Raw genomic sequence first — 22,360 nt, 5'->3', positions numbered from 1 at the left:
GGACGATGACAGCGGGGGGCCCATACATAGGCCGTGACTTTGGAAACGCTCGTTAGATCCCCTGATCTCCGAACGCATTCTGCAGGACGATATCCCAGCCTGCGCAACTCTGCGGCAGGCTGTGCCGGATATTTCCCCTTGCGGGGAGCTCTTCGCTGATCTTACAATTTGAAACTACGTTCCGTATTTTGGAACTCAAGAGGCCACCATGAGCGCGCTGAACAACGCCATCGACATCCTGCGCTGCTTTTCCAGTGCACGACCGGACCTCTCCTTCGCCGACGTGCAGGCGCTCACCGGCAAGCCGAAGAGCTCGACCTCGCGGCTGTTGCGCTCTTTGCGCGATTGCGGCCTGCTCGAGCAGGATCGGCACACGCGCCGCTACCGGCCGGGCCTGCTCACCTTCGAGCTCGGGCGCCTGCATCGCGCCCATGACGATCTGATCGCGCTGGTCGAGCGTGAGCTTCGGGAAGTGTGCGCACGGACCGGCCATACCGGCTACATCGCGGTGCTGGACGGCTATCAGCAGGTGGTGCTGCGCATCGTGCCGGGCTCGAACCCGTTGCGCGTCGTGAATCCGCCGGGGCAACGGACGCCGGCCATCATCACGTCGAACGGCCGTGCCATGCTGGCGCGCTTGTCGGATGAGGAGGTGCGCAAGCGCGTGCCGGTCGAATACCCCAAAGTGCCGCACAACTCGCCGCAGAACTTCGCCGAGCTGATCGCGCGGCTGAACGAGATCCGCCTCACTGGCGTCTCCGACGCCGCCGACGAGGCGATCGAAGGCGTCGCCTCGCAAGGCTTCGCGGTAGCGAGCGGCGAGACTGGCGAGCTGGTCGGCGTTGCCGTCTCCTATTCCGTGCACACGACGGAAGCCGAGCGCGCCCATGTCCGCCGCGAGCTCGCCGCGACGGCCGACAAGCTGCGGCGGATCACCGGTGATCCGCTTGCACAGGCAGCTGACCTGCGCACCGGGACCGCATCCTGATGAACAGCGCGACCGCGGCCCGCATCAACGGCCTGGCGCTGTTCATCCTGCCGAGTGTGCTGCTGTTCGTCCTGTTCTTCTTCCTGCCGATCGGGCTGATGGCGGTGATGAGCGTGCTGACCGGCAATCCGGTGGTGATGCCGCATGTCGCCTTCACCGGGCGCCACTATCAGCGCCTGATCGACGACAGCTATTATCTCGAGGTGATCTGGACCACGATCCGGATCGGGCTGTGGACCACGCTGATCGCGCTTCTGATCGGCTATCCGCTGGCGCATTGGATGGCGCGGATCAAGAGCCGCACCGGTCACGCGCTGCTGTTGATGGCCGTGCTGGCGCCGATGCTGACCGGCATCGTGGTGCGCACCTTCGCGTGGATGACGCTGCTCTCGGACAAGGGCGTCATCAACCAGATCCTGCTCTCGCTCGGCTTGGTCACCAAGCCGCTGCAGCTGATGTACAACGAGGCAGGCATCGTCGTCGGCCTCGTCCACATCTACGTGCCGTTCATGGTGCTGACCCTGACCGGCGTGATCGGCCGCATCGACGAGCGGCTGGAGCAGGCAGCGGAGAATCTCGGCGCCAGCCCGCTGCGCGCCTTCGTCGAGGTGACCCTGCCGCTCAGCCTGCCCGGCATCCTCGCCGGCTCGCTGCTGGTCTTCGCGCTCGCGATCAGCGCCTATGTCACGCCGATCCTGCTCGGCGGCTTCCAGATCATGACCTTGCCGATCCTGATCTATCAGCAGATCTCGGCGAACTTCAACATCGGCTTCGCTGCCGCGCTTGGGATGGTGCTGCTCGTCATTTCGTTCTCGCTCGTCATCGCCTATAATCACATGCTGGGTCTGGTCTCCGGCCAGCGCGAGCTGCAGTGAGTTCGGTGCGATGACGGTCACCTCCAGCTCCTCGTCGCAACATTTGGCCGAGACGGGCTCAGCGACGTCGCGTCCGAGCGCCGCGCGTGCTCACACGCCTCGGTCGCCGCGCCGCATCGGCCGATCGCTCTATCTGGCGGTGAACATCGCTACGCTGACCTTCATGCTGGCGCCGATCGCGATTGTGGTGGTGTTCGCTCTCAATCCCACACCGTTCATCCAGTTCCCGCCAGTCGGCATATCGCTGCGCTGGTTCGAGAAATTCTTCTCGGCGCGCGACTTCATGCATGCGCTGGCCTTCAGCCTCGAAGTCGCCGTGCTGACCACGGTCGCCGCGACCGTGCTCGGCGCGTCCGCCGCGCTGGCGATCGCCCGCGGCAATCTGCCGGGCAGCCGCCTCGTGCTCGCGACTATGCTCTCGCCCTTGATGCTGCCGGCGATCCTCACCGGCCTTGCACTGTTCCAGACCTACGTGCTGCTCGATGTCGGCCGCCCGCTCTGGGGCTTGGTTGCCGGCCACACGCTGGTGACGATTCCCTATGTGGTCCGCACCACGCTCGCGGTGCTGCACAATTTCGACCTGCGCCTGGAAGAGGCCGCACAGAATCTCGGCGCCAGCCCGACCCGCACCTTTTTCGAGGTCACGCTGCCCTTGGTGAAGCCGGGCGTGATGGCCGGCGGGATTTTCGCGTTCATCGTCTCCTTCGATCAGTTTCCAGTGTCGTTGTTCTTGGTCTCGCCAAACAGCGAGACGCTGCCGATTACGCTGTTCAACTATCTCAAATTCGATCTCGACGGCACCATCGGCGCCGCCTCCGTGGTCTCGATCCTGCTCGCCTTTCTCGTCGTCATCGCGCTCGACCGCACCGTCGGCCTGCGCACCACCGTCAAGCTGTAAACGGAGTCTCCGAATATGCCCCATTCGTCGCGCCTCCATCTCTCCCGCCGCCGCCTTCTCGCCGCCGGCGCCTCCCTCGGCGCGGGCCTGATCGCCGCGCCCTATGTTGCACGGGCCGATGAGCCGGTACTCAACGTCACCGGCTGGGGCGGCAAATGGGGCGACGTGATGAGCTCCGAGATCGGGCCGGCGTTCGAAAAGGAGTTCAAGTGCAAGCTCAACACCGACAGGGCGCTGCCATTCCTGCCGAAGCTTCAGGCGAGCTCGCGCTCGGCGCCGATCTACGACGTGCTGCACACCAATTCCAACGAGCAATGGGCCGCAGTCGAGATGGGCTTGGTCGAACCCAAGATCGATCCCAAGCTCGTGCCCAACATGGCTGACGTCTACCCCTACGCCGTCAGCGACAAGATCGTGGGCGTCTGCATCTTCACCAGTGCCATTGGGTTGGGCATGCGGACCGACAAGGGCTACAGCGGCATCAACTCGTGGAAGGAGCTGTGGGACGCAAAATATAACGGCGTGCGCGGCGGCTATGTGATCCCGGTCAACAGCCTGGGCCAAGCCTTCCTGATGATGTGCGGCACGCTTTACGGCAAGGGGCAGACCGATCTCGACGCCGCCTATGCGGCGCTGGAGAAGCTGAAGCCGATCAAGCTCGTCGATTTCACCGGCGCGATGGAGAAGATGTTCCTGTCGGGCGAAGTTTGTCTCGGTGTGATCCATGACTCCGGCATCTATCGCTATGACGGCCAGAACCAGCCGATCGATTTCATCACCCCTCACGAAGGCGTCCTGTCGCTCGAGCAGGTGCTGACCATCACACCCGGCAGCAAGGTGAAGGAACTCGCCAACGCCTACGTGAACTACATGCTGCGCCCCGACGTGCAGAAACGGCTGGCCGAGACGGTGTGGTATTCGCCGGCCAACAAGAATGTGAAGTTAGAGGCCAAATATGATGCCAAGCTGCTGACCACGCCGGAGAAGGTCGCCAAGCTGATCCAGGTCGACTGGAAGTGGTACAACGCGCAGAAGGATGCGATCGACAGCCGTGTCAACAGGATCTTCCGGGCATGAGCGCAGCGATCGAGATCGCCGAGGTCAGCAAGATCTATGACGGCGGGGTCCGCGCCGTTGATGCAGTCGCGATGGATATCAAACCGGGCGAGTTCTTCTCGCTGCTCGGCCCGTCCGGCTGCGGCAAGACCACGACCTTACGCATGATCGCCGGCTTTGACACGCCGAGCACCGGCGAGATCCGCATCGACGGCACCGACATCACCCATGTGCCCGCGCATAAGCGCGACATGGCAATGGTGTTCCAAAATTACGCGCTGTTTCCCCACCGCACCGTGGCAGAGAACGTCGCCTTCGGCCTGCGCATGCGCAAGATCGACAAGGCGACGATCGCCGCCAAGGTGAAGGCGGCGCTGGCGATGGTCGAACTGTCGGGTATGGACGAGCGTCGTCCGGCGCAACTCTCCGGTGGTCAGCAGCAGCGCGTCGCGCTCGCCCGTGCCATCGTGATCGAGCCGCGCGTCCTGCTCTGCGACGAGCCGCTCGGTGCACTCGACAAGAAACTGCGCCAGCAGATGCAGTTCGAGCTCAAGCAGTTGCAGAAGACGCTCGGCCTGACGCTCGTCTTCGTCACCCACGACCAGGAAGAGGCGCTGGCGATGTCCGACCGCATCGCCGTGATGAATGCCGGCCGCGTCGAGCAGGTCGGCACGCCGGTCGAGATCTACGACAAGCCGGAGACACGCTTCGTCGCCGACTTCATCGGCGACACCAATATCTTCCGCGGCCAGCGCGTCACGCTCGACAAGGGCGCCGGCATCGCCGTCGGCAATGGCCTGGTGCTGGCGCTGCCGCCTGGCTTCGGGATGTCCGACAACACCGCGCTCTCCGTCGCGCTGCGGCCCGAGAAGATCCGGCTGACGCCGGGCGCCGTTCGTTCCGCCATCACAGATGGCACGTCGGCCAAGGGCACGATCGAAAGCACCAACTTCCTCGGCGGCGCCGTGCTGTACCGCGTCGCCCTCGACAGCGGCCAGCACGTGCTGGCCCAGCAACCCAATGCCGGCGCAGACCGGCTCCAGGCGCCCGGCAGTACCGTGACACTCGGCTGGTCGCCATCGGACCTCGTTGTTCTGAAGGACTAAGCGTGCAATGAACAAGCCTCTACAAGTCAGGCGCATGGGCGTCGTCGTGATCGGGCAGAGCCCCCGCCCCGCGATGCAAGCCGAGATCGCGGCCGTGCTCTCGCCCGGCGTCAGCATAGAGCTGCGCGGCGCGCTCGACGGCATGAGCCGCGCCGAGATCGATGCCATCCCGCCGGTCGATGGTGCCGATGCCCTGTTCACGCTGCTCCCGAATGGCGACAACGTCCGCATCAGCAAGAAGGCGGTCGAGGGCCGCGCCAATGCGCAGCTCGCGCGCTTCAAGCAGGACGGCATCGATGTCGCGATGCTCGCCTGCACCGGCAAATTCCCCAATCTCACGCCCGATGGCTTGGTGATCCTGCCATCCGCCGTTCTGCACAAGATGGTCGAGGCCGTGCTGCCGAAGGGGCGGCTCGGGGTGTTCTCTCCGCTTGCCGAGCAGACCGCGCTGATCGCCAACAAGTGGCAGCGCGAGGGCGTCGAGGTGGTCGGCATCACGCTGCAGCCAGGCTCCGACGACACCTCGGTCGACGACGCCGCGCGCGCGATGGCGGACAAGCAGCCGGATCTCGTGGTGCTCGACTGCATGAGCTACACCAGCGCTAACAAAGCGCGCGTGCGCCAGCATTTTTCCGGCCCCGTGATCCTGTCGATCGCGGCTGCAGCCCGCGTCATCGAGGAGCTCGTATCGTGAGCGAGCTCAGGACCATCAGCCTCGACGACATCGAGGCGCTCGCGGTCGGCGCCTGGATTCTCGGCACCGGCGGCGGCGGCAGCCCCTATCTCGGCCTGCTCAACCTGCGCCGGCTTTATGCGGAAGGCCATCGCGTGCAGCTGATGTCGCCGCTCGACCTCGCCGACGACGACTGGGTCGCCGTCGTCTCCAACATGGGCGCGCCGCTGGTGGGTCAGGAGCGGCTCGCCGACAGCCGCAGCATCGCGCGCGCGGTGCGGATGCAGGAGGAAGTCAACAACATCACATTCCGCGCGGTGATGTCGGTCGAGATCGGCGGCGGCAACGGCGTGCAGGCGCTGATGGCGGCCGCGCATCTCGGCATTCCCGTCGTCGATGCCGACTGCATGGGCCGTGCCTTTCCCGAGGCGCAGATGACATCGGTCGCGATCGGCGACCTGCGTCCCTACCCCTGCACGCTGTACGATCCGCGCGGCATCGAAGCCGTCGTCACCAAGGTGCCGAGCTGGAAATGGATGGAGCGCGCCAGCCGCAAGATCTGCGTCGAGATGGGCTCGATCGCCTCGACCAGCAAGGCGCCGCGGACGGGGCGCGAGGTCAAGGACTGGGGCATCCACTTCACCACCACCAAGGCGATCGGCATCGGCCGCGCGGTGCAGGATGCCAATCGGCGCCACGAGGATCCGATCGCGGCGATCCTCAAATGCGAAGGCGGCCAAAAGCTCTTCACCGGCAAGATCGTCGATGTCGAGCGCCGCACCACCGAGGGCTTCCTGCGTGGCAGCGCCATCATCGAAGGCACCGATGGTGACCGCGGCACCCGGCTGAAGCTCTCGTTCCAGAACGAATGGATCGTGGCCTGGCGTGACGAGGAGGCGATCGCGATGTCGCCCGACCTGATCTGCGTATTGGATAGCGTCAATGGTCACGGCATCGGCACCGAGACCGTGCGCTATGGCCAGCGCGTCACCGTGGTGGCGCTGCCGGCGCCATCTGTCCTGACCAGCGAACGCGGCCTCGCTTTCGTCGGTCCCCGCGCCTTTGGCTATGACCTCGACTACCGGTCGCTGTTTGCGCCCGCAGGAGCCTGATTGATGAAGCGTATTGGTATTGATGTCGGTGGCACCAACACCGACGCCGTCCTCATTGCGGACGACAAGGTCATCCATTCCGTGAAATGCCCGACCACTGCGGACGTCACCTCCGGCATCCTCGATGCGCTGACGACGCTACGCGCTCATCCGGCGGCCGCGGTGCCGGTCGATGCGGTCGTGATCGGTACCACGCATTTCATCAATGCCGTCGTGCAGCGTCGTCACGTGCAGAAGATCGGCGCGATCCGCATCGGCATGCCGGCCTCCGCCTCGCTGCCGCCGTTCTGCGACTGGCCGGCCGATCTCGCCGCCCTCGTCAATGGCGAGATCTTCATGCTGGAAGGCGGCCATGACTATGACGGCCGCCCGTTCATGCCGCTCGACACGGATGGGCTGAGAGCCGCTGCGCGCACGATCAAGGCCAAGGGCCTGCGCTCGGTCGCAGTGAGCTCGTCGTTCTCGCCGCTCGATCCGAGCTGCGAGACCACGGCGCGGGAGATCCTCGCCGAGATCTGCCCGGATGTCGCGGTGACCCTGTCGCACGATCTGGGGCGCATTGGCCTGTTGGAGCGCGAGAATGCGGCGCTGCTGAACGCCGCGTTGCATGATCTCGCCGTCACCACGGTCGCCGCCTTCCGCAAGGCGATCGCCGATTCCGGCATCGACGCGCCGCTGTTCCTGACCCAGAACGACGGCACCGTGATGCAGGCAGAGATCGCGACCGCCTTCCCGGTCATGAGCTTCGCCTCCGGCGCCACCAATTCGATGCGGGGCGCCGCCTATCTGTCCGGCCTCGATGATGCGATGGTCGTCGATGTCGGCGGCACCACGTCCGACATCGGCCAGCTCCGCCACGGTTTTCCGCGCGAGGCCAATGCCGTGGTCGAGGTCGGCGGCGTGCGCACGCTGTTCCGCATGCCCGACCTGCTGTCGTTCGGACTCGGCGGCGGCAGCCATGTCGACAAAGGCCCGGTGCGTGTCGGACCGCTCAGCGTCGGCTATCGCCTGACCTCCGACGCCCTGGTGTTCGGCGGCAGTCGCCTGACCGCGACCGACATCGCGGTCGCGGCCGGCCTGGTCGACATCGGCGATAAGTCGCGCGTCGCTCATCTGCCCAAGAGCCTGATCGACGCGGCGCTGGCGGACGCGCACAGCCAGTTGGAGGAGGACATCGACCGCATGAAGACCGAGGCCGGCGATGTGCCGCTGCTCGCGGTCGGCGGCGGCGCTTTCCTGGTCCCCGACCGGCTGCCCGGGATCTCCGAGATCGTGCGCGTGCCGCATGGCGACTGCGCCAATGCCGTGGGCGCCGCGATCGCGCAGGTCTCCGGCGAGGCCGACCAGGTCTTCCGTGACCTTTCCCGCGACGAGGCGATCGCCGCCGCGCGTGGCATTGCCGAGGAGCGTGCGGTGCAGGCCGGCGCCGAGCGCGGCAGCCTCAAGACGGTCGACGTCGAGGACATGCCGATCGCCTATCTGCCCGGCAACGCGCTGCGCGTGCGCGTGCGGGTCGCGGGCGCGATCGCCGATCCGCAGGTCGACGCGGCGGCTTGACCCACTTACGCGAGGTCGGCGATGCGCTGCACGCCGGCTTCCGCCCACTGCGCATGCGCCGCCGCCAACGAGCCCGCAAGATCGATGGCGCGGCAGCCGGCATCGACCACGATCGCCTCGAAGCCGAGCCGCCGTGCGTCCATAGCCGAATAATGCACGCAGAAATCGGTGGCGAGGCCGACCAGGAACAGCCGCTCCAAGCCGCGCTCGCGCAAATAGCCGGCGAGCCCGGTCGGCGTTGTCAGGTCGTTCTCGAAGAACGCCGAATAGGAGTCGATCTCGCGGCGAAAGCCCTTGCGGATGATCAGCTCCGCGCGGTCGGCGACAAGCCCGGGGTGGAACGTCGCGCCCGGCGTGCCCTGCACGCAATGGTCCGGCCACAGCGTCTGCGGCCCATAGGGCATAGCGATGTTCTGGAATGGCGCGGCGGCCGGATGTTGCGAGGCGAACGAGCTGTGGCCGGCGGGATGCCAGTCCTGCGTCAGCACCAGATGGGCGAACTGCCGCGCCAGCCGATTGATCACCGGCACCACCGCGTCGCCATCGGCCACGGCCAGCGCGCCGCCCGGGCAGAAATCGTTCTGCACGTCGATGACCAGCAACACGTCTTCTTCGGCGCGCACCTGCATCATATCCCCCACACCGAGCCTGAAATCTCGATTCGAGCATGACGTCTCTGTGCGTCGACCTCAAGCCGGATCGCGGCCTTACCGTCGATCGTGCCAGCTCCCCCATTTCAGAATCCCTGACCTGTGCTAACAGCCGGGAACGGAAGGTACCCCGTGCGGATTCCCCGTGCTTGGCGGAGCAATTATTCATGCTGACCACCAGAGAGCGCCGCGATGCCATCCGCACCGTACGAGGCTGGGCCATCGCGGTGCTGATGGAGGCCGGCGCAATCCGCGAATGCGAGCACCATGGCTGGATGCAGGATCGCGCCGATCCCGATGCCCGCTCCCGGGCATTGCGCATCGGGCGCGACGATCCGCCGCCGGGCCTCTCCGCCGATGAGGCCGGCGCCGCGATCGCCGACGTGCTGGATGGAATTGGCGACACCTGTCCTGACTGCGCGGCGGAGACGGACTGAGCGATTCCGAGCCAGCGCATCCGCCACTCGGAATATTGAGCGGCGATTACTCACATAAGTGATTCCACAGTTCGGTCGCGCTCCCTTAGCCTCCAGAGCTGATGGGGAGACTTCGCCGTGACCAAACCAATCGAACCGCCGCAGCGGAAGCTCTGCCCGAGCTGCGGCAAACCGCTCATCGCCCACGAGGGGAAGGACACCCGGCCCGCTCTGTATTGCCCGGCCTGCGACGGGCCTGATCCGCTGCACTCGCCGAAGGCGATCGGCTGGACCAAGAGCTGGCTGCGCCCGCCGAAGCGGGCGCCATAGGCTTGCCGGACCCGGCAGGCTCAGCGGCCGAGCTTGCGCTCGACCTTCTTGCGGCTGTTGCCGACCTTCTTCACGGCCTTCTTGACCGCGCTGGCCGAACGGCCGCTCTTCTTTGCCTCGTAGCGCACCTCGTAGTCCTGTCCGCTTGCGACACGCGAACGATCCTGCTTCCGTCCGCGCGCGGTCTTTGCAATCGGTGCTTTCTTCTTGACTGCCATCATCGTCCTCCTTTGGCCCATGCTGATCGCGCAACGCGCGAATCAGCCGAGCAGTTCCGGCACGATGATCTTCGGCAATGAGCAAGCAGCGGGATGCCAAGTCTCGCCTCACCCGATATCGAAGGTGACGCCCTGCGCCAGCGGCAAGGTGCGGCCATGGTTCACGGTGTTAGTGGCGCGGCGCATATAGGCCTTCCACGCATCCGAGCCGGATTCGCGGCCGCCGCCGGTCTCCTTCTCGCCGCCGAACGCGCCGCCGATCTCGGCGCCGGACGGGCCGATATTGACATTGGCGATGCCGCAATCCGAGCCGCGCGCGGATAGAAACAGCTCGGCCTCGCGCAGATCGTTGGTGAAGATCGACGACGACAGGCCCTGCGGCACTGCGTTGTGCGCCTCCAGCACGGCATCAAGATCGCGATACGGCATCACGTAGAGGATCGGCGCAAAGGTCTCTTGCGCGACCACATCGCCCTGCGTGGCGATTTCCACCAGCGCCGGCCGCACGTAGTAGGCTTCGTCGTAACCGGCGACCCTGACGCGCTCGCCGCCCGAGACCTTGGCGCCCTGCTCTCGCACCGCCGCGAGCGCCTTCTGCATCGCCTCGTAGGCCTGGCCATCGATCAGCGGACCGATCAGCGTGCCGCTCTCCAGCGGATTGCCAATCGCGACCGACTGATAGGCCTGCTGCAGCCGCGGGACAAAACGGCCATAAACCTCCTCATGCACGAACAGGCGGCGCAGCGTGGTGCAGCGCTGGCCGGCAGTGCCCATGGCGGCAAACGCCACCGCGCGCAGCGTGAGATCGAGATCGGCCGACGGCGTCACGATCGCGGCATTGTTGCCGCCCAGCTCCAGGATGGCCCGCGCGAAACGCCCGGCGAGCCGGCTGCCGACCACGCGGCCCATTGCGGTCGAGCCGGTGGCGGATACCAGCGGCACCTTGGGATGATCGACCAGCACCTCGCCGACCTCGCGGCCGCCGATCAGCACCGCAGATAGTCCGTCCGGTGCGCTGCCGCCTTCGCTCCGATAGCGCTCGATCGCGCGCGCCAGGAGCGCCTGCGTCGCAAGTGCCGTCAGCGGCGTCTTCTCGGACGGCTTCCAGACGATGCTGTTGCCGCAGACCAGCGCCAGCGCCGCATTCCAGGCCCACACGGCAACGGGAAAGTTGAATGCCGAGATGATGCCGGTGACGCCCAGAGGATGCCATGTCTCCATCATCCGGTGCTCGGCCCGCTCGGTCGCGATGGTGAGCCCATAGAGCTGGCGCGACAGACCGACGGCGAAGTCGCAGATGTCGATCATCTCCTGCACCTCCCCCAGCCCTTCGGAGGTGATCTTGCCAGCCTCGATCGACACCAGGCGGCCAAGCGCCGCCTTGCTCGCGCGCAGCTCCTCGCCGAGCAGCCGGACCAGCTCGCCGCGCTTCGGTGCCGGCACCATGCGCCAGGCGAGGAATGCCGCATGCGCCTTCTCGATGTCGGCCTTCGCGGCCTCCGCGGTGCTGTCATGCAGATGCGCGATAACCTCGCCCGTGATCGGCGTGCGCGCCGCGCGCGTGCCGCCGGTGAGGCGCTCCGCGGCGACGCCGAGCGCGCTCAGCAGCTTCGTGGCTTCGGTGGGGAGATGAGACGTTGAGATCGCGGACATGGTGAAAGCTCCAGTGTCGATTCCGCCGCTGTTATCGATGCGGGCGGCAGCCTGTCGTGCGCGGTCATAGATCAAATTGGGTGTAAGCGCGACCATCACGCAGACAATTCGGCGGCCACAGGACCGCGGCCTCGCGGCGTTTCGCTCGCCCGAGCTTTGGCGATCGATGACCCTCTTCGCGAAGAGGGTGCAGGGAAGGCCGGGAGCTTGCCGCCCCATGGCCCCCGTGCGTGAAGAATGCACGGGGCAGGAACCACAGGTTCGGCCAAAACATCCCGGCCTTCCCTGCGCGATGGTTTTAACGCTTATACGCGATCTCCTCGGGGACCGGCTTGATTGCCCCCGTCGCCCACGCGCTCGTCAAAGCACGCAAGCTTGATCTCAGCACCGGGAGACCAGGACCACACGATTTCACGTCCGCGCTCGCCTGCGCTCGTCTGGCGCTGCGACCCGCGTCCACCGCTCCCCGCACTCCACGTATCGTGACGACGCGTACGCCCCTCTCGTTGAGGCGGGATGCGATAGACAAGCACGATTTCTGAAAAATAGAAGCAAGAATATTTTTCGCGCGAGGGCTGGACACGGAGATCGCATTGAAAACATGAGCGAACTTCGTGTTTTGGCGCAGGCGCTTTTTCAGCAGCTTGAGCCCGGATGAGCGCAGCGAGGTCCGGGACCGCATCCCCGCATCTCGCTTCGCTCATGCGGGCTGCTCGCTGCAATCCCGGTGATGCACATCAAGAGATTGCCGGCGCTGCGTCGCTATGCGAGTTTCGACATCATGCCCATCTTCCGTCCGCTCGACTGCGGCCTCGCCTTGAAGACCTCCTTGAGCACCTTGCAGCGTCTGGTGCTCGACGGCCGCGCGTTGCAAGCCGACTTCCTGATTCCTGAAGACACAGGCAGACGGCTGCGCGTCAGCTTCGCCGATGTCGAGATTATCAGGACGTTGGACGAGATGCCTCTCAGCACCGAGGAAACGGAGAAGTGGGTCGGTCTGCAATCCGAACATTTCGCCTATGAGGTTACCGACGCTCATTTCTGGCGCTCACAATCCGAGGCGCTGAAACTCACTATACCGGACCTGAAGCACTATTGTTTCATTACCGGATGGACCTGCCTTGACGTGATCTCGAAGCATCCGCCGATATTTTCTGTCATCCACGTCGACGAAGATTCGGATCACGGCGAATCGTGAGCGTTACGAGACGCCAAGAAGGATTCAGGAGCGCCTGTGGAACACGGGACAACCACCGCGGCGTGCTCGACGCGCCGCGCGCGGCTTGATAAGTCGCTCTCCCGCGAAGGAGCGTTCGAGCCGAGACATGACCGTTGCGATCGAGATGGGGCAGACGACCGCCGGCGCGCCTGCGGCGCTCGACCTCGAGGAACTCCTGGCGACGCGCCTGCTGGTGCAGGGCAATTCGGGTTCCGGCAAATCGCATCTGTTGCGGCGCCTGCTGGAACAGAGCGCACCCTGGGTGCAGCAGGCCATCATCGATCCCGAAGGCGACTTCGTGACCCTGGCCGAGCGATTCGGCCACCTTGTCATCGACGCCGAGGACCATACCGAGCGCGCCCTGCAGGTCGCGGGTGAGCGTGCGCGCATCCATCGCGTCTCGGCAGTGCTCAATCTCGAAGGGCTCGATGCCGAGAATCAGATGCGGCGCGCGGCCGCCTATTTGAACGGGCTGTTCGAGATCGGCCGGGATCACTGGTACCCGATGCTGGTGGTGGTCGACGAGGCGCAATTGTTCGCCCCCGCGATCGCGGGCGAGGTCTCCGACGAGGCGCGCAAGCTCTCGCTCGGCGCGATGACCAACCTGATGTGCCGCGGCCGCAAGCGCGGCCTCGCCGGCGTGATCGCCACTCAGCGGCTCGCGAAACTTGCCAAGAACGTCGCGGCCGAGGCCTCCAATTTCCTGATGGGCCGCACCTTCCTGGACATTGACATGGCGCGCGCCGCCGATCTGCTCGGCATGGAGCGGCGCCAGGCGGAGGCCTTCCGCGATCTGGAGCGTGGCCAGTTCATGGCGCTGGGCCCTGCACTGTCGCGCCGGCCGCTGGGTCTGCGCATCGGCCCGACCGAGACCAAGCCGCGCAATGCGACGCCGCGGCTGACGCCGCTGCCGGAAGCAAGCCTCGAAGACGCGCGCGCCATCATCCTGGCTGCACCGCCGCCGGAGACCACCACCCGCCCGCAGCGGCGGCCGGCACCTGATTTGCTCGAACAGCTGATGGCGGCGAAGTCCGCCGCGCTGGAGGTTCGTCCCGAAGCTGCCGAGCAGGCGCCGAGCGCCGAGGAACTCGCCGAGCGGCGCGCGCGCGTCGAGCGCGTGCTCGGCGCCCTGCTGGCGGAGCCCGATGCCGGATTCCGCGCCGTCGGCGTGCTCTATCAGGAATTCGTGGTCCGCTGCCGGATCGAGGGTCTCGGCGCCGCCGTGCCTGACCTGACCGAATTCCGCCGCATGCTGACGCGCGCCCGCGCCGGGCTCGGCTCCGACCTGGAGGACGAGGCCTGGCAAGATGTCACGCTTCGCGCCTCGCTGCTGCCCGAGGACATGCAGGGCGTGTTCATGATGATCGCACGCGCCGCCAAGGAAGGCTGGCCGTGCCCGAGCGATGCAGCGATCGCACGCGCCTATGGCTCGCATTCGCTGCGCCGAGCGCAGCGCCTGCTGACCTATATCGAGGATCAGGGCCTGATCGTCTCCCAGCTCGACGGCGCCGGCCGGCGGATCGTGACCTTGGTCGAGCTCGCTTGGGCGACTGCCCCCGGCGACCCCAACGCCGAGGAGATGCCGGCCGAGCAAGGCTGAGCGGCGATATCCTGGCCTGCCACCGCCGGATGGCGTAGGACGGCAGGTCGGCAGCAGAGAGTGACACGCGTGTCGGGAATGCCATGGATTCGTTGATCACGGCTGCGGCGCGTGCGCTTGCAGCGGGTGATCCGCTGGGCGCGCTGAACCGGATCGCCCTGCGCGACGATCCGCCGGCACTGGCGCTGCGCGGCACCGCGATGGCGCAGCTCGGCGATCTCGATCGGGCGAAGCTGCTGCTACGGCGGGCCGCGCGCGGCTTCGGTGCCGGCGAGGCGGTGGCCCGCGCGCGCTGCATCGTGGCCGACGCCGAGATCGCGCTCGCCGCCCGCGACCTCACCTGGCCTCCGGCCGCGCTCGACGCCGCGCAAGCGGTGCTCGCGCGGCACGGCGATGTGGTCAACGCCGCCTATGCACGCCACCTCGACATCCGCCGTCTGCTTTTGATCGGCCGCATCGAGGAGGCCGAGGGCAAGCTCGCCATGCTCGATCCGACGCCGTTCCCGCCGGCCACGCGCGCGCTGCACGAGCTGGTCGTGGCCGGGCTTGCCATCCGTCGTCTGCAGAGCAGGACGGCGCGGACGGCGCTCGCGCGCGCGGCGGAGGCCGCGCGTCAGGCGCGCATCCCGGCGCTGACAGTCGAGGTCGAGACCATGCGGCGGACGCTGGAGCAGCCTGCGGCGCGCCTGATCGCGCGCGGCGAGACCCGCCCGCTGCTGATCGAGGAGGTCGAAGCCCTGCAGGCGTCCAAGGCCATCGTCGTCGATGCCTGCCGCTCTGTCGTGCGCGATGCGCGCCATACGGTCGCGCTCGCCACCCGCCCGGTGCTGTTTGCGCTCGCGCGTGCGCTCGCCGAGGCCTGGCCGGGCGACGTGAGCCGGGCGACGCTGCTGGCACGCACCTTTCGTGCCAAGGCCGCGGACGAGACGCACCGGGCGCGGCTGCGCGTCGAGATCGGTCGGCTGCGCGCCAAGGTCGCGCCGCTCGCCGCAATCAACGCGACGCGCGATGGATTTGTGCTGGCGCCCCGGGGGAGGCGCGAGGTCGTGGTGCTGGCGCAGCCGCGCGACGAAGAACATGCCGAGATGCTGGCGCTGCTCGCCGATGGCGAGGCCTGGTCGAGCTCGGGCCTGGCATTGGCGCTCGATGTCAGCCAGCGCACGGTGCAGCGGGCGCTCGACGAGCTCGCAGCCGATGGCCGCGTGCAATCGTTCGGCCGCGGCCGCGCAAGGCGCTGGATGACGCCGGCGGCGCCGGGATTCACGACCGCCTTGTTACTCCCGGCGGCGCTCGCGAGCGACTAGAGTCCGAGAGTTGGATTGGCCTGGCGCATCGCAGCAGGTCCACCTCTCCCGTCCGGAGAGGTCGGATTGCATCACAAGATGCAATCCGGGTGAGGGGTTACGGTCCATCGAGAAAGCCGCGCCCCCTCACCCGCGCCTAGCGGCGCGACCTCTCCCCGATGGGGAGAGGTGGACCGAATTCGCTGCACCAGATCGCTCCAGCAGCAGCACGTTATTGCATCCAGCATCGGGCAAGATAACCACATGAAAAAGTCAGCAGCCGACATCATCAGGGAATACGGCCCGTTTCCAGGCGTCGACCAAGTCGGCGGGGTGACCTTTGACGGCGAGCAGATCTGGTTTGCTGCCGGCGGCAGCATCGAGGCGCTCGATCCCAGGACCGGCAAGCTGAACCGCCGAATCGAGACGCCAGCGCATGCCGGCACCGCATTCGATGGCCAGCACCTGTTTCAGATTGCAGAAAAGCAGATCCACAAGATCGACCCCGGCTCTGGGCGCGTGCTCGCCACCATCCCTGCGCCCGGCGACGGCGGCGATTCCGGGCTCGCCTGGGCCGAAGGCACGCTGTGGGTCGGCGTCTATCGCGAGCGCAAGATCCATCAGATCGATCCCGAGACCGGCAAGATCCTGCGCACCCTGCCCTGCAACCGCTTCGTCACCGGCGTCACCTGGGTCGATGGCGAACTATGGCACGGCACCTGGGAGAACGACGAGAGCGACTTGAGGCGCATCGATCCCGAGAGCGGCGAGGTGCTCGAGCGGCTGGAGATGCCACAAGGCATCGGCGTCTCGGGTCTGGAGTCCGACGGCAAGGACCGCTTCTTCTGCGGCGGCGGCAAGAGCGGCAAGGTGCGCGCGGTGCGCCGGCCGAGGTGAGCCCGGCCGAAGTAACAGCGTCGCCCCGTGAACGCGCGACTATGTTGAAGCGAGCCGGAGCTCCAGCCTTCACGCAACGAAGCGTGAGGGCTATGGATCCCGGCTCGCGCTCGCGCCGCTCGCTTGGCCGGGACGACAGCAGAGGGTGGATCGCAGGAACGTTCCGCATCGGGACCGCGTTCATTCGGCGACCCAACCTCGGAGCTCCCCATGCGCCATTTGATTCTCGCCGCCGCGTCTACCGCCTGCCTCCTCGCCGGCCTCAGTGCGTTTTCGCCGGCTGCAGCCGAAAGCCGCTACTGCCTGCAGGGCCGCATCTGGGGTTATCCCGGCAACTGCCAGTTCGCCACTTATGAGCAGTGCCAGGCCAGCGCGTCGGGCACCAACGCCTATTGCGGCATCAACCCACGATACGCTTACGGTCAGCAGCGCGGATATCGTCGCTACCCTGCGCCCTATCCGCGCTACTGACCCGGCGCTTTGTGCATGATCTCCGCGCAAACGCCTTTGACGTTTGTCGCGCGGGAACACCGGCCTCCACCGATCGGGATCATGCTCCGGTTGGACGCGTGCTCACGAACAATCGAACTGGCTCGCCGTCTGGTTGCGTGCGATGATCGGAACGTCTGTTGCGCGATTGCGTTCATGTCGCGTTCAATCGCTCGGGAGGTCCGCCATGCGCCATCTGATGTTCGCTGCCGCGTCCGCCGCCTGCATCCTGGCCGGCTTCGGCACGCTATCGCCGGCTGCCGGCGCAAGCCGCTACTGTCTGCAAGGCCGCCACTGGGGCTTCCCGGGCAACTGCCAGTTCGCCACCTTGGAGCAGTGCCGCGCCAGCGCCCGAGGCACCAACGCCACCTGCGGGATCAATCCGCGCTACGCGTTTGCACGGCAGCGCGGACATCGCGCTCCGCCGCGCTAATTGACGGCGCTCAGTCGGAGGCCTGTTTGCGCAGCTCCGCGACCTCCTGCGGCGTGATGCGGGAGGCGGAGGCACCGAAGCGACCGGTGACGTAGTTCGCCAGCGCCGCGATTTCGGTGTCCGAATAGGCATTGCCGAACGCGGGCATCGAGAGCGCGCCATCCGGCGTCGAGCGCCTGGTGCCTGAGATTACGATCTGCGCGACGTTGACCGCACTGGGATCGTTCACCGCGGCGGCGCCCGTGAGCGTCGCCAGCGGCGAGATCGCGCTTTCGCCGCTCCAGCCATGACAGGAGACGCAGGCGCCTTCGAACACCATCTTGCCGCGCGCATCCGCCATCACACCCTCGCGATGCGATGCGGGCGCCACCGGCGCCGGCGTCGCCGGCTGGTCGGGCGAGGCGATCGCCGGCACGCTGCGCAAGTATGCGACAATGGCCTTGATGTCCTCCGGCGCGAGATAGCGGAAGCTGTGATCGACCGCCTCCCCCATCGGACCCGATGCGGTGCCGTGACCCGGCGCATGGCCGATGGCGAGATAATCGGCGAGATCCTGATCACGCCAGCCGCCGATGCCGGTCGCCTTGTCCGAGGTGATGTTGAAGGCGCGCCAGCCCGCCGTCAGCCCGCCGGCAAACTTCTTGCGGCCATCGAGCGCGAAGGCGATGTTGCGCGGCGTGTGGCACTCGCCGCAATGCGCCAGCGCCTCTGCGAGGTACGCGCCTCTGTTCCATTCCGGCGATTGTGACGCGTTCGGCGCAAAGCGCGTGTCGCGGTTGAAGACCATCGCCCAGCCGACCATCGCCCAGCGCTGGTCGAACGGGAACGCCAGCGTGTTCGCCGGCACGGCCGCATGCACCGCAGGCTGGCTGAACAGATACGCCTTGATCGCCAGCACGTCTGCATCGCTGAGATAGCTGTAGGACGTATACGGCATCGCCGGATAGAGCCGCGCGCCGTCGCGGCGAATGCCCTGCCGAACGGCCGCGATGAACTCCGCATCGGTGTAGTTGCCGATGCCGGTGTCCTTGTCGGGCGTGATGTTGGTCGAATACAGCGTGCCGAACGGCAGCTTGAAGCCGAGTCCGCCGGCCAGCTCCTTGGCTCCGGGCGCGGTGTGGCAAGCGGTGCAGTCGGCAGCGCGCGCCAGATATTCGCCGCGCGTGACCTGGTCGGCCTGGGCGAGCGAGGCCGGCACGCCGGTCGGATTCGCACCATGATAGTCTGGTAGCGCGACGGTGCTGCCGGGTGCGAAAGCAAGGGGCGACGGGCCGCGGACGAACCACACGGCAGCCGCGACGGCGATGATGCCAACCACGACGATCGCAGCAACAATGCGCCAGAGGCTGCTCATGCCTTCCTCCCTGCGGCGATGAGACTGCGGTCGACGGGCATGCGGCGCAAGGCGACACCGGTCGCGGCATAGATCGCGTTGCGCAGCGCTGGCGTTCCTACGGTGACGGCCGCCTCGCCGATGCCGCCGGGCGCCTCGCCGCTCTTGATCAGGTGAACCTCAATCTTGGGCGCCTGGTCGATGCGCAAGATCCGGTAGTCGTTGAAGTTGGACTGCTGCACGCGGCCCTTCGCGATGGTGATCTCGCCATAGAGCGCCGCTGTCAGGCCGAAGATCAGCCCGCCCTCGATCTGCGCTATGACAGTATCCGGATTGACCGCGATGCCGGTATCGACCGTGGACACGATGCGGCGCAGATGCACCTCGCCGGCGTCATCGATCTCCGCCTCGACCACCGTGGCGATGAAGCTCGCAAAGGCCGGCGTCACGGCGACGCCGCGGCCGACGCGCGCCGGCAGCGGCTGACCCCAACCGGATTTTTCGGCGGCGAGATCCAGCGCAGCGCGCATCCGCGGATTTTTGCCGAGCATGGCGCGGCGGAACGCGACCGGGTCCTGGCCGGCCCTGCGGGCGAGCTCGTCCATGAAGCATTCGATCGCGAACACGTTGTTGTTCGGACCGACACCGCGCCAGAAGCCTGTGGTCACGCCGCGCGGCTCGGCCTGCACGAAGGCCACCTCGAGATTGGGAATGTCGTAAGGCTGGTCGACGGCGCAGTCGACGCCGTCGATGTCGATGCCCTTCTGGAAGGCGGGCGGAAACCAGCGCGCCATGACCGAGGAGCCGGCCACCTTGTACTTGAAGGCGGCGATCTTGCCGTCCGACAGTGTCGCCGCGATGGTGTCGCGATAGGCCGGGCGGTAGACGTCGTGGCGCATGTCCTCCTCGCGCGTCCACACCACCTTGAGCGGAACGCCCTGGAGTGGGCCATCGAGCTTCCCCGCGATCCTCACCGCCGCGACCGCCATATCGGGCTCGAGCTTGCGGCCGAAGCCGCCGCCGAGCAGATGATTGTTGACGATGATCTTGTCGATGGGCAGCCCGGCCGCTTGCGCGACCGCCGACTGCACGCGTGTCATCACTTGCGTGCCGGTCCAGATCTCGCAGCTGTCAGCCTTCAGATGCACCGTGCAGTTGATCGGCTCCATGGTCGCATGCGCGAGGAACGGCATCTCGTAGGACGCTTCGATCCGCTCGCCGGCCGCGAGCGCCTTGGTGACGTCGCCGGTGGACTTGGCGATAGCGCCGCCTTGCTCGCTCGCGGCGCGCAGCTCGCGCCAGATCTGCTCGGAGCTGACGGCCGCGTTGGCGCCTTCATCCCAGTCGATCTTGAGCGCATCGAGGCCCTTCTTGGCCGCCCACATGTGGTCGCCGACGACAGCGACGAGATCGTCGAGCACGACAATCTGGCGCACGCCCGCCAGCTTGCGCGCGGCCGTGTCATCGACCTTGGCGACCTTGCCGCCCTGCACCGGACAGGCGGCGAGCGTGGCGAACTTCATGCCCGGCAGCATCGCATCGATGCCATACACCGCCTTGCCATTGACCTTGTCGGGTGTATCGAGCCGCTTCAGCGGCTGGCCGATATAGACGAAGTCCTTTGGGTCCTTCAGCGCGACGTCCTTCGGCGGCGTCTCACTGCGTGCGGCATCGGCGAGCGCGCCATAGTCGATTCGCCGGCCGCTCGGCTGATGCGAGACCTCGCCTTTCGCCGTCGTGCAGCTTGCGGGCTCGACCTGCCATTGCCTGGCTGCGGCCTGCACCAGCATGGCGCGCGCGCTCGCCGCCGCCTTGCGCAGCGGCATCCACCAGGCGCGGATCGAGTTGGAATTGCCGGTCGCCTGAATGCCGAACGCCGGATTGCCGTACAGCCTGTCGCTCGGCGGCGCATGCTGAAGCGCAACCCGGGCCATATCGGCATCGAGCTCCTCGGCGAGGATCATCGCGATTGATGTGTAGACGCCCTGCCCCATCTCGACCTGCGGCATCACCAGCGTGGTGCGGCCGTGGGTGTCGATGCGGATGAAGGCGTTGGGCGCGAATTTGCCATCGGTCACATCAGGCGGCTGCACCGGCTCGTTGGCCGCGCGCACCGGCAGATGGAAGGCAAGCAGCACGCCGGCGGCAAGGCCGCCGCTGAGCAGGCTGCGGCGCGAGACGTCGGGACGCGCGAGGTCGGAAAAGGTGTCGAACAGATTCATCGCGCGCGCCTCACGATTGCCGGCCGGACGCGGCCTGCCTGATCGCGGCGCGAATCCGGACATAGGTGCCGCAGCGGCAGATGTTGCCCGCCATCGCCGCGTCGATATCGGAATCGTCGGGTGTCGGCGTCGTTGCCAGCAGCGCCGCGGCCGCCATGATCTGGCCCGACTGGCAATAGCCGCACTGGACCACCTCGAGATCGAGCCAGGCCTTCTGCACCCGGGCGCCCGCTTGGGTGGCGCCGATGCCCTCGATCGTGGTGATCGGCCGGTCGCGCGCCGCGGCGACCGGCAGCACGCAGGAGCGCACCGGCTTGCCGTCAACATGCACCGTGCAGGCGCCGCACTGCGCGATGCCGCAGCCGAACTTCGTGCCCGTGAGGCCGATGACGTCGCGCAGCACCCACAGAAGCGGCATGTCAGGCGGCGCATCGACCGAGATCTGCTCGCCATTGATCGTCAGTGTCGTCGCCATGCGTACCTCTCGAACCCCACCGCCCACAGCGTCACGCGCGATCATCCGCCATGCACGCGACCGCGCGGTCGCGCTTCATATGACATACGTCATTTCATGTCCATGACGGATGTCACCTCACGATCGGTTGATGATGGAGATAGGGTCCCGACGCGATCGATCTTCTTTCAACTTCGCACGATCTTTGCCGGAAACATATCGATGCGGGCTCGGGTGGGGCCTCCGCGAGCCCGCCGCATCACGGCATGCCGCCTATTCTGGCACCGGCACGTCGAAGGTGTTCAGCGTCACCGACACCATGCAATAGATGCCGATCAGATAGGACAATTCGGCCGCGCCATGCGCGCCGAATTGCGCGACCGCCGCCCTGTAGGTCAATTCCGGCAGCACGCCGCCACTGACCAACGCGGAAGCGAAATCATAGGCAACGGCCTCGTCCTTGGTCAGATCGACCGGCCGCTGGCCGGCGACGATGGTGGCGAGCTTCGCGTCCGAGAGGCCGCGCTGCTCGGCCACCAGGACGTGGGCGTAGAGCTCATAACCGGAGCGGAAATGCGCGCCGGTGACGAGGATCGCGACCTCGCGCACCGCCGCCGGCAGCAATGGATTGGAGGCGATCGCCTTCACCAGCTCCCAGACCGGCTTGCCGAAGCGCGGCTCGCGAATCCACGGATTCCATGGACCCAGCAACGCGCCGTCGTCGCGGATGTTGATGAAGCCCTTGAAGTGAGCCTCGATACCTTTCTTCATGTCGTCGTAGAGCGGCTTCTGCTCGTCGGTCAATTCCGTTGGGCTGACAATGGGCAGGCGCATGATCGATCTCCTGTTGCAACGAGCCGCAAGCTGGCAATCCCGGCGGGCGCGGACAAGTGAAGTT

Annotated in this window: 23 protein-coding genes; 16 read left to right on the top strand and 7 right to left on the bottom strand. The window is 66.6% G+C overall.

The features are described 5' to 3' along the window. Window positions 1–208: 208 nt before the first annotated feature. Genes P6U24_RS11980 through P6U24_RS11945 form a run of 8 tightly spaced genes read left to right on the top strand, consistent with a single transcriptional unit; the run spans window position 209 to window position 8,265 of the window. Entirely contained in the window at window positions 209–988 is a 780-nt protein-coding gene (locus P6U24_RS11980; protein ID WP_407159324.1) for an IclR family transcriptional regulator, read from the top strand. Next, entirely contained in the window at window positions 988–1,863 is an 876-nt protein-coding gene (locus tag P6U24_RS11975) for an ABC transporter permease (protein ID WP_407159323.1), read from the top strand. The genes P6U24_RS11980 and P6U24_RS11975 overlap by 1 nt, the downstream gene beginning before the upstream one ends. A gap of 10 nt (window positions 1,864–1,873) precedes the next feature. Further along, window positions 1,874–2,761 carry an ABC transporter permease gene (locus tag P6U24_RS11970; RefSeq protein WP_407159322.1) on the top strand — a complete coding sequence of 296 codons (888 nt, stop codon included), beginning with the start codon at window positions 1,874–1,876 and terminating at the stop codon, window positions 2,759–2,761. A 15-nt stretch (window positions 2,762–2,776) separates the two neighbouring features. Beyond that, complete coding sequence (locus tag P6U24_RS11965; RefSeq protein WP_407159321.1) at window positions 2,777–3,838, top strand: extracellular solute-binding protein; 1,062 nt, start codon at window positions 2,777–2,779, stop codon at window positions 3,836–3,838. Beyond that, the gene (locus P6U24_RS11960) at window positions 3,835–4,923 is read left to right on the top strand and encodes an ABC transporter ATP-binding protein (RefSeq protein WP_407159320.1); all 1,089 of its coding nucleotides are present in this window, start codon (window positions 3,835–3,837) and stop codon (window positions 4,921–4,923) included. Before P6U24_RS11965 ends, P6U24_RS11960 begins: the two co-directional genes overlap by 4 nt. A gap of 7 nt (window positions 4,924–4,930) precedes the next feature. Then, on the top strand, window positions 4,931–5,617 hold the full coding sequence (locus P6U24_RS11955; RefSeq protein WP_407159319.1) for an AroM family protein: 687 nt from the start codon (window positions 4,931–4,933) through the stop codon (window positions 5,615–5,617). Beyond that, complete coding sequence (locus P6U24_RS11950) at window positions 5,614–6,708, top strand: DUF917 domain-containing protein (protein WP_407159318.1); 1,095 nt, start codon at window positions 5,614–5,616, stop codon at window positions 6,706–6,708. Before P6U24_RS11955 ends, P6U24_RS11950 begins: the two co-directional genes overlap by 4 nt. A gap of 3 nt (window positions 6,709–6,711) precedes the next feature. Then, complete coding sequence (locus P6U24_RS11945) at window positions 6,712–8,265, top strand: hydantoinase/oxoprolinase N-terminal domain-containing protein (protein ID WP_407159317.1); 1,554 nt, start codon at window positions 6,712–6,714, stop codon at window positions 8,263–8,265. A 5-nt stretch (window positions 8,266–8,270) separates the two neighbouring features. On the opposite strand, the gene pncA is transcribed toward P6U24_RS11945, so the two are convergent. After that, window positions 8,271–8,897, bottom strand: coding sequence for a bifunctional nicotinamidase/pyrazinamidase (pncA, locus tag P6U24_RS11940; protein ID WP_407159316.1), 627 nt, complete (start codon window positions 8,895–8,897; stop codon window positions 8,271–8,273). A 185-nt stretch (window positions 8,898–9,082) separates the two neighbouring features. On the opposite strand from pncA, the gene P6U24_RS11935 reads away from it, so the two are divergent. Together P6U24_RS11935 and P6U24_RS11930 are read left to right on the top strand one after the other, a co-directional pair. Beyond that, window positions 9,083–9,352, top strand: coding sequence for a hypothetical protein (locus P6U24_RS11935; RefSeq protein ID WP_407159315.1), 270 nt, complete (start codon window positions 9,083–9,085; stop codon window positions 9,350–9,352). A 117-nt stretch (window positions 9,353–9,469) separates the two neighbouring features. Then, window positions 9,470–9,661, top strand: coding sequence for a hypothetical protein (locus tag P6U24_RS11930; RefSeq protein WP_407159314.1), 192 nt, complete (start codon window positions 9,470–9,472; stop codon window positions 9,659–9,661). A gap of 20 nt (window positions 9,662–9,681) precedes the next feature. Here the strand turns inward: P6U24_RS11930 and P6U24_RS11925 are convergent, their stop codons facing one another. Continuing rightward, entirely contained in the window at window positions 9,682–9,879 is a 198-nt protein-coding gene (locus P6U24_RS11925; RefSeq protein ID WP_407159313.1) for a DUF3606 domain-containing protein, read from the bottom strand. A 108-nt stretch (window positions 9,880–9,987) separates the two neighbouring features. Beyond that, on the bottom strand, window positions 9,988–11,532 hold the full coding sequence (locus P6U24_RS11920) for an aldehyde dehydrogenase family protein (RefSeq protein WP_407159312.1): 1,545 nt from the start codon (window positions 11,530–11,532) through the stop codon (window positions 9,988–9,990). A gap of 727 nt (window positions 11,533–12,259) precedes the next feature. Here P6U24_RS11920 and P6U24_RS11915 point away from each other — a divergent pair. From P6U24_RS11915 to P6U24_RS11890, 6 genes are all read left to right on the top strand, one after another. Then, entirely contained in the window at window positions 12,260–12,730 is a 471-nt protein-coding gene (locus P6U24_RS11915) for a hypothetical protein (protein ID WP_407159311.1), read from the top strand. A 127-nt stretch (window positions 12,731–12,857) separates the two neighbouring features. Continuing rightward, entirely contained in the window at window positions 12,858–14,351 is a 1,494-nt protein-coding gene (locus P6U24_RS11910) for a helicase HerA domain-containing protein (protein WP_407159310.1), read from the top strand. 83 nt (window positions 14,352–14,434) lie between these two features. Further along, window positions 14,435–15,655, top strand: a complete 1,221-nt coding sequence (locus P6U24_RS11905; protein WP_407159309.1) for a helix-turn-helix domain-containing protein — start codon at window positions 14,435–14,437, stop codon at window positions 15,653–15,655. Between the two features lie 243 nt (window positions 15,656–15,898). After that, the gene (locus tag P6U24_RS11900; protein WP_407159308.1) at window positions 15,899–16,531 is read left to right on the top strand and encodes a PQQ-binding-like beta-propeller repeat protein; all 633 of its coding nucleotides are present in this window, start codon (window positions 15,899–15,901) and stop codon (window positions 16,529–16,531) included. A 210-nt stretch (window positions 16,532–16,741) separates the two neighbouring features. Next, window positions 16,742–17,002, top strand: a complete 261-nt coding sequence (locus P6U24_RS11895; RefSeq protein WP_407159307.1) for a DUF3551 domain-containing protein — start codon at window positions 16,742–16,744, stop codon at window positions 17,000–17,002. Window positions 17,003–17,207: 205 nt separating this feature from the next. Beyond that, window positions 17,208–17,453: a DUF3551 domain-containing protein gene (locus tag P6U24_RS11890; RefSeq protein ID WP_407159306.1), complete on the top strand. Its 246-nt coding sequence runs from the start codon at window positions 17,208–17,210 to the stop codon at window positions 17,451–17,453. A 10-nt stretch (window positions 17,454–17,463) separates the two neighbouring features. Here P6U24_RS11890 and P6U24_RS11885 read toward each other — a convergent pair whose 3' ends face one another. The 4 genes from P6U24_RS11885 to P6U24_RS11870 form a co-directional block, all read right to left on the bottom strand. Beyond that, window positions 17,464–18,807, bottom strand: a complete 1,344-nt coding sequence (locus P6U24_RS11885) for a c-type cytochrome (protein ID WP_407159305.1) — start codon at window positions 18,805–18,807, stop codon at window positions 17,464–17,466. Further along, window positions 18,804–21,008 carry a molybdopterin cofactor-binding domain-containing protein gene (locus P6U24_RS11880; RefSeq protein WP_407159304.1) on the bottom strand — a complete coding sequence of 735 codons (2,205 nt, stop codon included), beginning with the start codon at window positions 21,006–21,008 and terminating at the stop codon, window positions 18,804–18,806. The genes P6U24_RS11885 and P6U24_RS11880 overlap by 4 nt, the downstream gene beginning before the upstream one ends. A gap of 10 nt (window positions 21,009–21,018) precedes the next feature. After that, complete coding sequence (locus P6U24_RS11875) at window positions 21,019–21,483, bottom strand: (2Fe-2S)-binding protein (protein WP_407159303.1); 465 nt, start codon at window positions 21,481–21,483, stop codon at window positions 21,019–21,021. A gap of 252 nt (window positions 21,484–21,735) precedes the next feature. Next, window positions 21,736–22,296, bottom strand: a complete 561-nt coding sequence (locus P6U24_RS11870; protein ID WP_407159302.1) for a carboxymuconolactone decarboxylase family protein — start codon at window positions 22,294–22,296, stop codon at window positions 21,736–21,738. Window positions 22,297–22,360: the final 64 nt, after the last annotated feature.

Origin of the sequence: Bradyrhizobium sp. STM 3557 (genome assembly GCF_045571465.1) — a bacterium.
Taxonomy (GTDB): domain Bacteria; phylum Pseudomonadota; class Alphaproteobacteria; order Rhizobiales; family Xanthobacteraceae; genus Bradyrhizobium.
Note: the sequence above shows the minus strand (reverse complement) of the source record. Positions and strands in the feature narration are given on the sequence as shown.

Excerpts from the sequence above, each read along its gene's own strand:
- P6U24_RS11975 (WP_407159323.1), top strand. The coding sequence starts at position 988 with ATGAACAGCGCGACCGCGGCCCGCATCAACGGCCTGGCGCTGTTCATC.
- P6U24_RS11875 (WP_407159303.1), bottom strand. The coding sequence starts at position 21,483 with ATGGCGACGACACTGACGATCAATGGCGAGCAGATCTCGGTCGATGCG.
- P6U24_RS11885 (WP_407159305.1), bottom strand. The coding sequence starts at position 18,807 with ATGAGCAGCCTCTGGCGCATTGTTGCTGCGATCGTCGTGGTTGGCATC.
- P6U24_RS11890 (WP_407159306.1), top strand. The coding sequence starts at position 17,208 with ATGCGCCATCTGATGTTCGCTGCCGCGTCCGCCGCCTGCATCCTGGCC.
- P6U24_RS11935 (WP_407159315.1), top strand. The coding sequence starts at position 9,083 with ATGCTGACCACCAGAGAGCGCCGCGATGCCATCCGCACCGTACGAGGC.
- P6U24_RS11880 (WP_407159304.1), bottom strand. The coding sequence starts at position 21,008 with ATGAATCTGTTCGACACCTTTTCCGACCTCGCGCGTCCCGACGTCTCG.
- P6U24_RS11895 (WP_407159307.1), top strand. The coding sequence starts at position 16,742 with ATGCGCCATTTGATTCTCGCCGCCGCGTCTACCGCCTGCCTCCTCGCC.
- P6U24_RS11965 (WP_407159321.1), top strand. The coding sequence starts at position 2,777 with ATGCCCCATTCGTCGCGCCTCCATCTCTCCCGCCGCCGCCTTCTCGCC.
- P6U24_RS11925 (WP_407159313.1), bottom strand. The coding sequence starts at position 9,879 with ATGGCAGTCAAGAAGAAAGCACCGATTGCAAAGACCGCGCGCGGACGG.
- P6U24_RS11920 (WP_407159312.1), bottom strand. The coding sequence starts at position 11,532 with ATGTCCGCGATCTCAACGTCTCATCTCCCCACCGAAGCCACGAAGCTG.
- P6U24_RS11980 (WP_407159324.1), top strand. The coding sequence starts at position 209 with ATGAGCGCGCTGAACAACGCCATCGACATCCTGCGCTGCTTTTCCAGT.
- P6U24_RS11945 (WP_407159317.1), top strand. The coding sequence starts at position 6,712 with ATGAAGCGTATTGGTATTGATGTCGGTGGCACCAACACCGACGCCGTC.
- P6U24_RS11905 (WP_407159309.1), top strand. The coding sequence starts at position 14,435 with ATGGATTCGTTGATCACGGCTGCGGCGCGTGCGCTTGCAGCGGGTGAT.
- P6U24_RS11900 (WP_407159308.1), top strand. The coding sequence starts at position 15,899 with ATGAAAAAGTCAGCAGCCGACATCATCAGGGAATACGGCCCGTTTCCA.
- P6U24_RS11870 (WP_407159302.1), bottom strand. The coding sequence starts at position 22,296 with ATGCGCCTGCCCATTGTCAGCCCAACGGAATTGACCGACGAGCAGAAG.
- P6U24_RS11955 (WP_407159319.1), top strand. The coding sequence starts at position 4,931 with ATGAACAAGCCTCTACAAGTCAGGCGCATGGGCGTCGTCGTGATCGGG.
- pncA (WP_407159316.1), bottom strand. The coding sequence starts at position 8,897 with ATGATGCAGGTGCGCGCCGAAGAAGACGTGTTGCTGGTCATCGACGTG.
- P6U24_RS11970 (WP_407159322.1), top strand. The coding sequence starts at position 1,874 with ATGACGGTCACCTCCAGCTCCTCGTCGCAACATTTGGCCGAGACGGGC.
- P6U24_RS11910 (WP_407159310.1), top strand. The coding sequence starts at position 12,858 with ATGACCGTTGCGATCGAGATGGGGCAGACGACCGCCGGCGCGCCTGCG.
- P6U24_RS11960 (WP_407159320.1), top strand. The coding sequence starts at position 3,835 with ATGAGCGCAGCGATCGAGATCGCCGAGGTCAGCAAGATCTATGACGGC.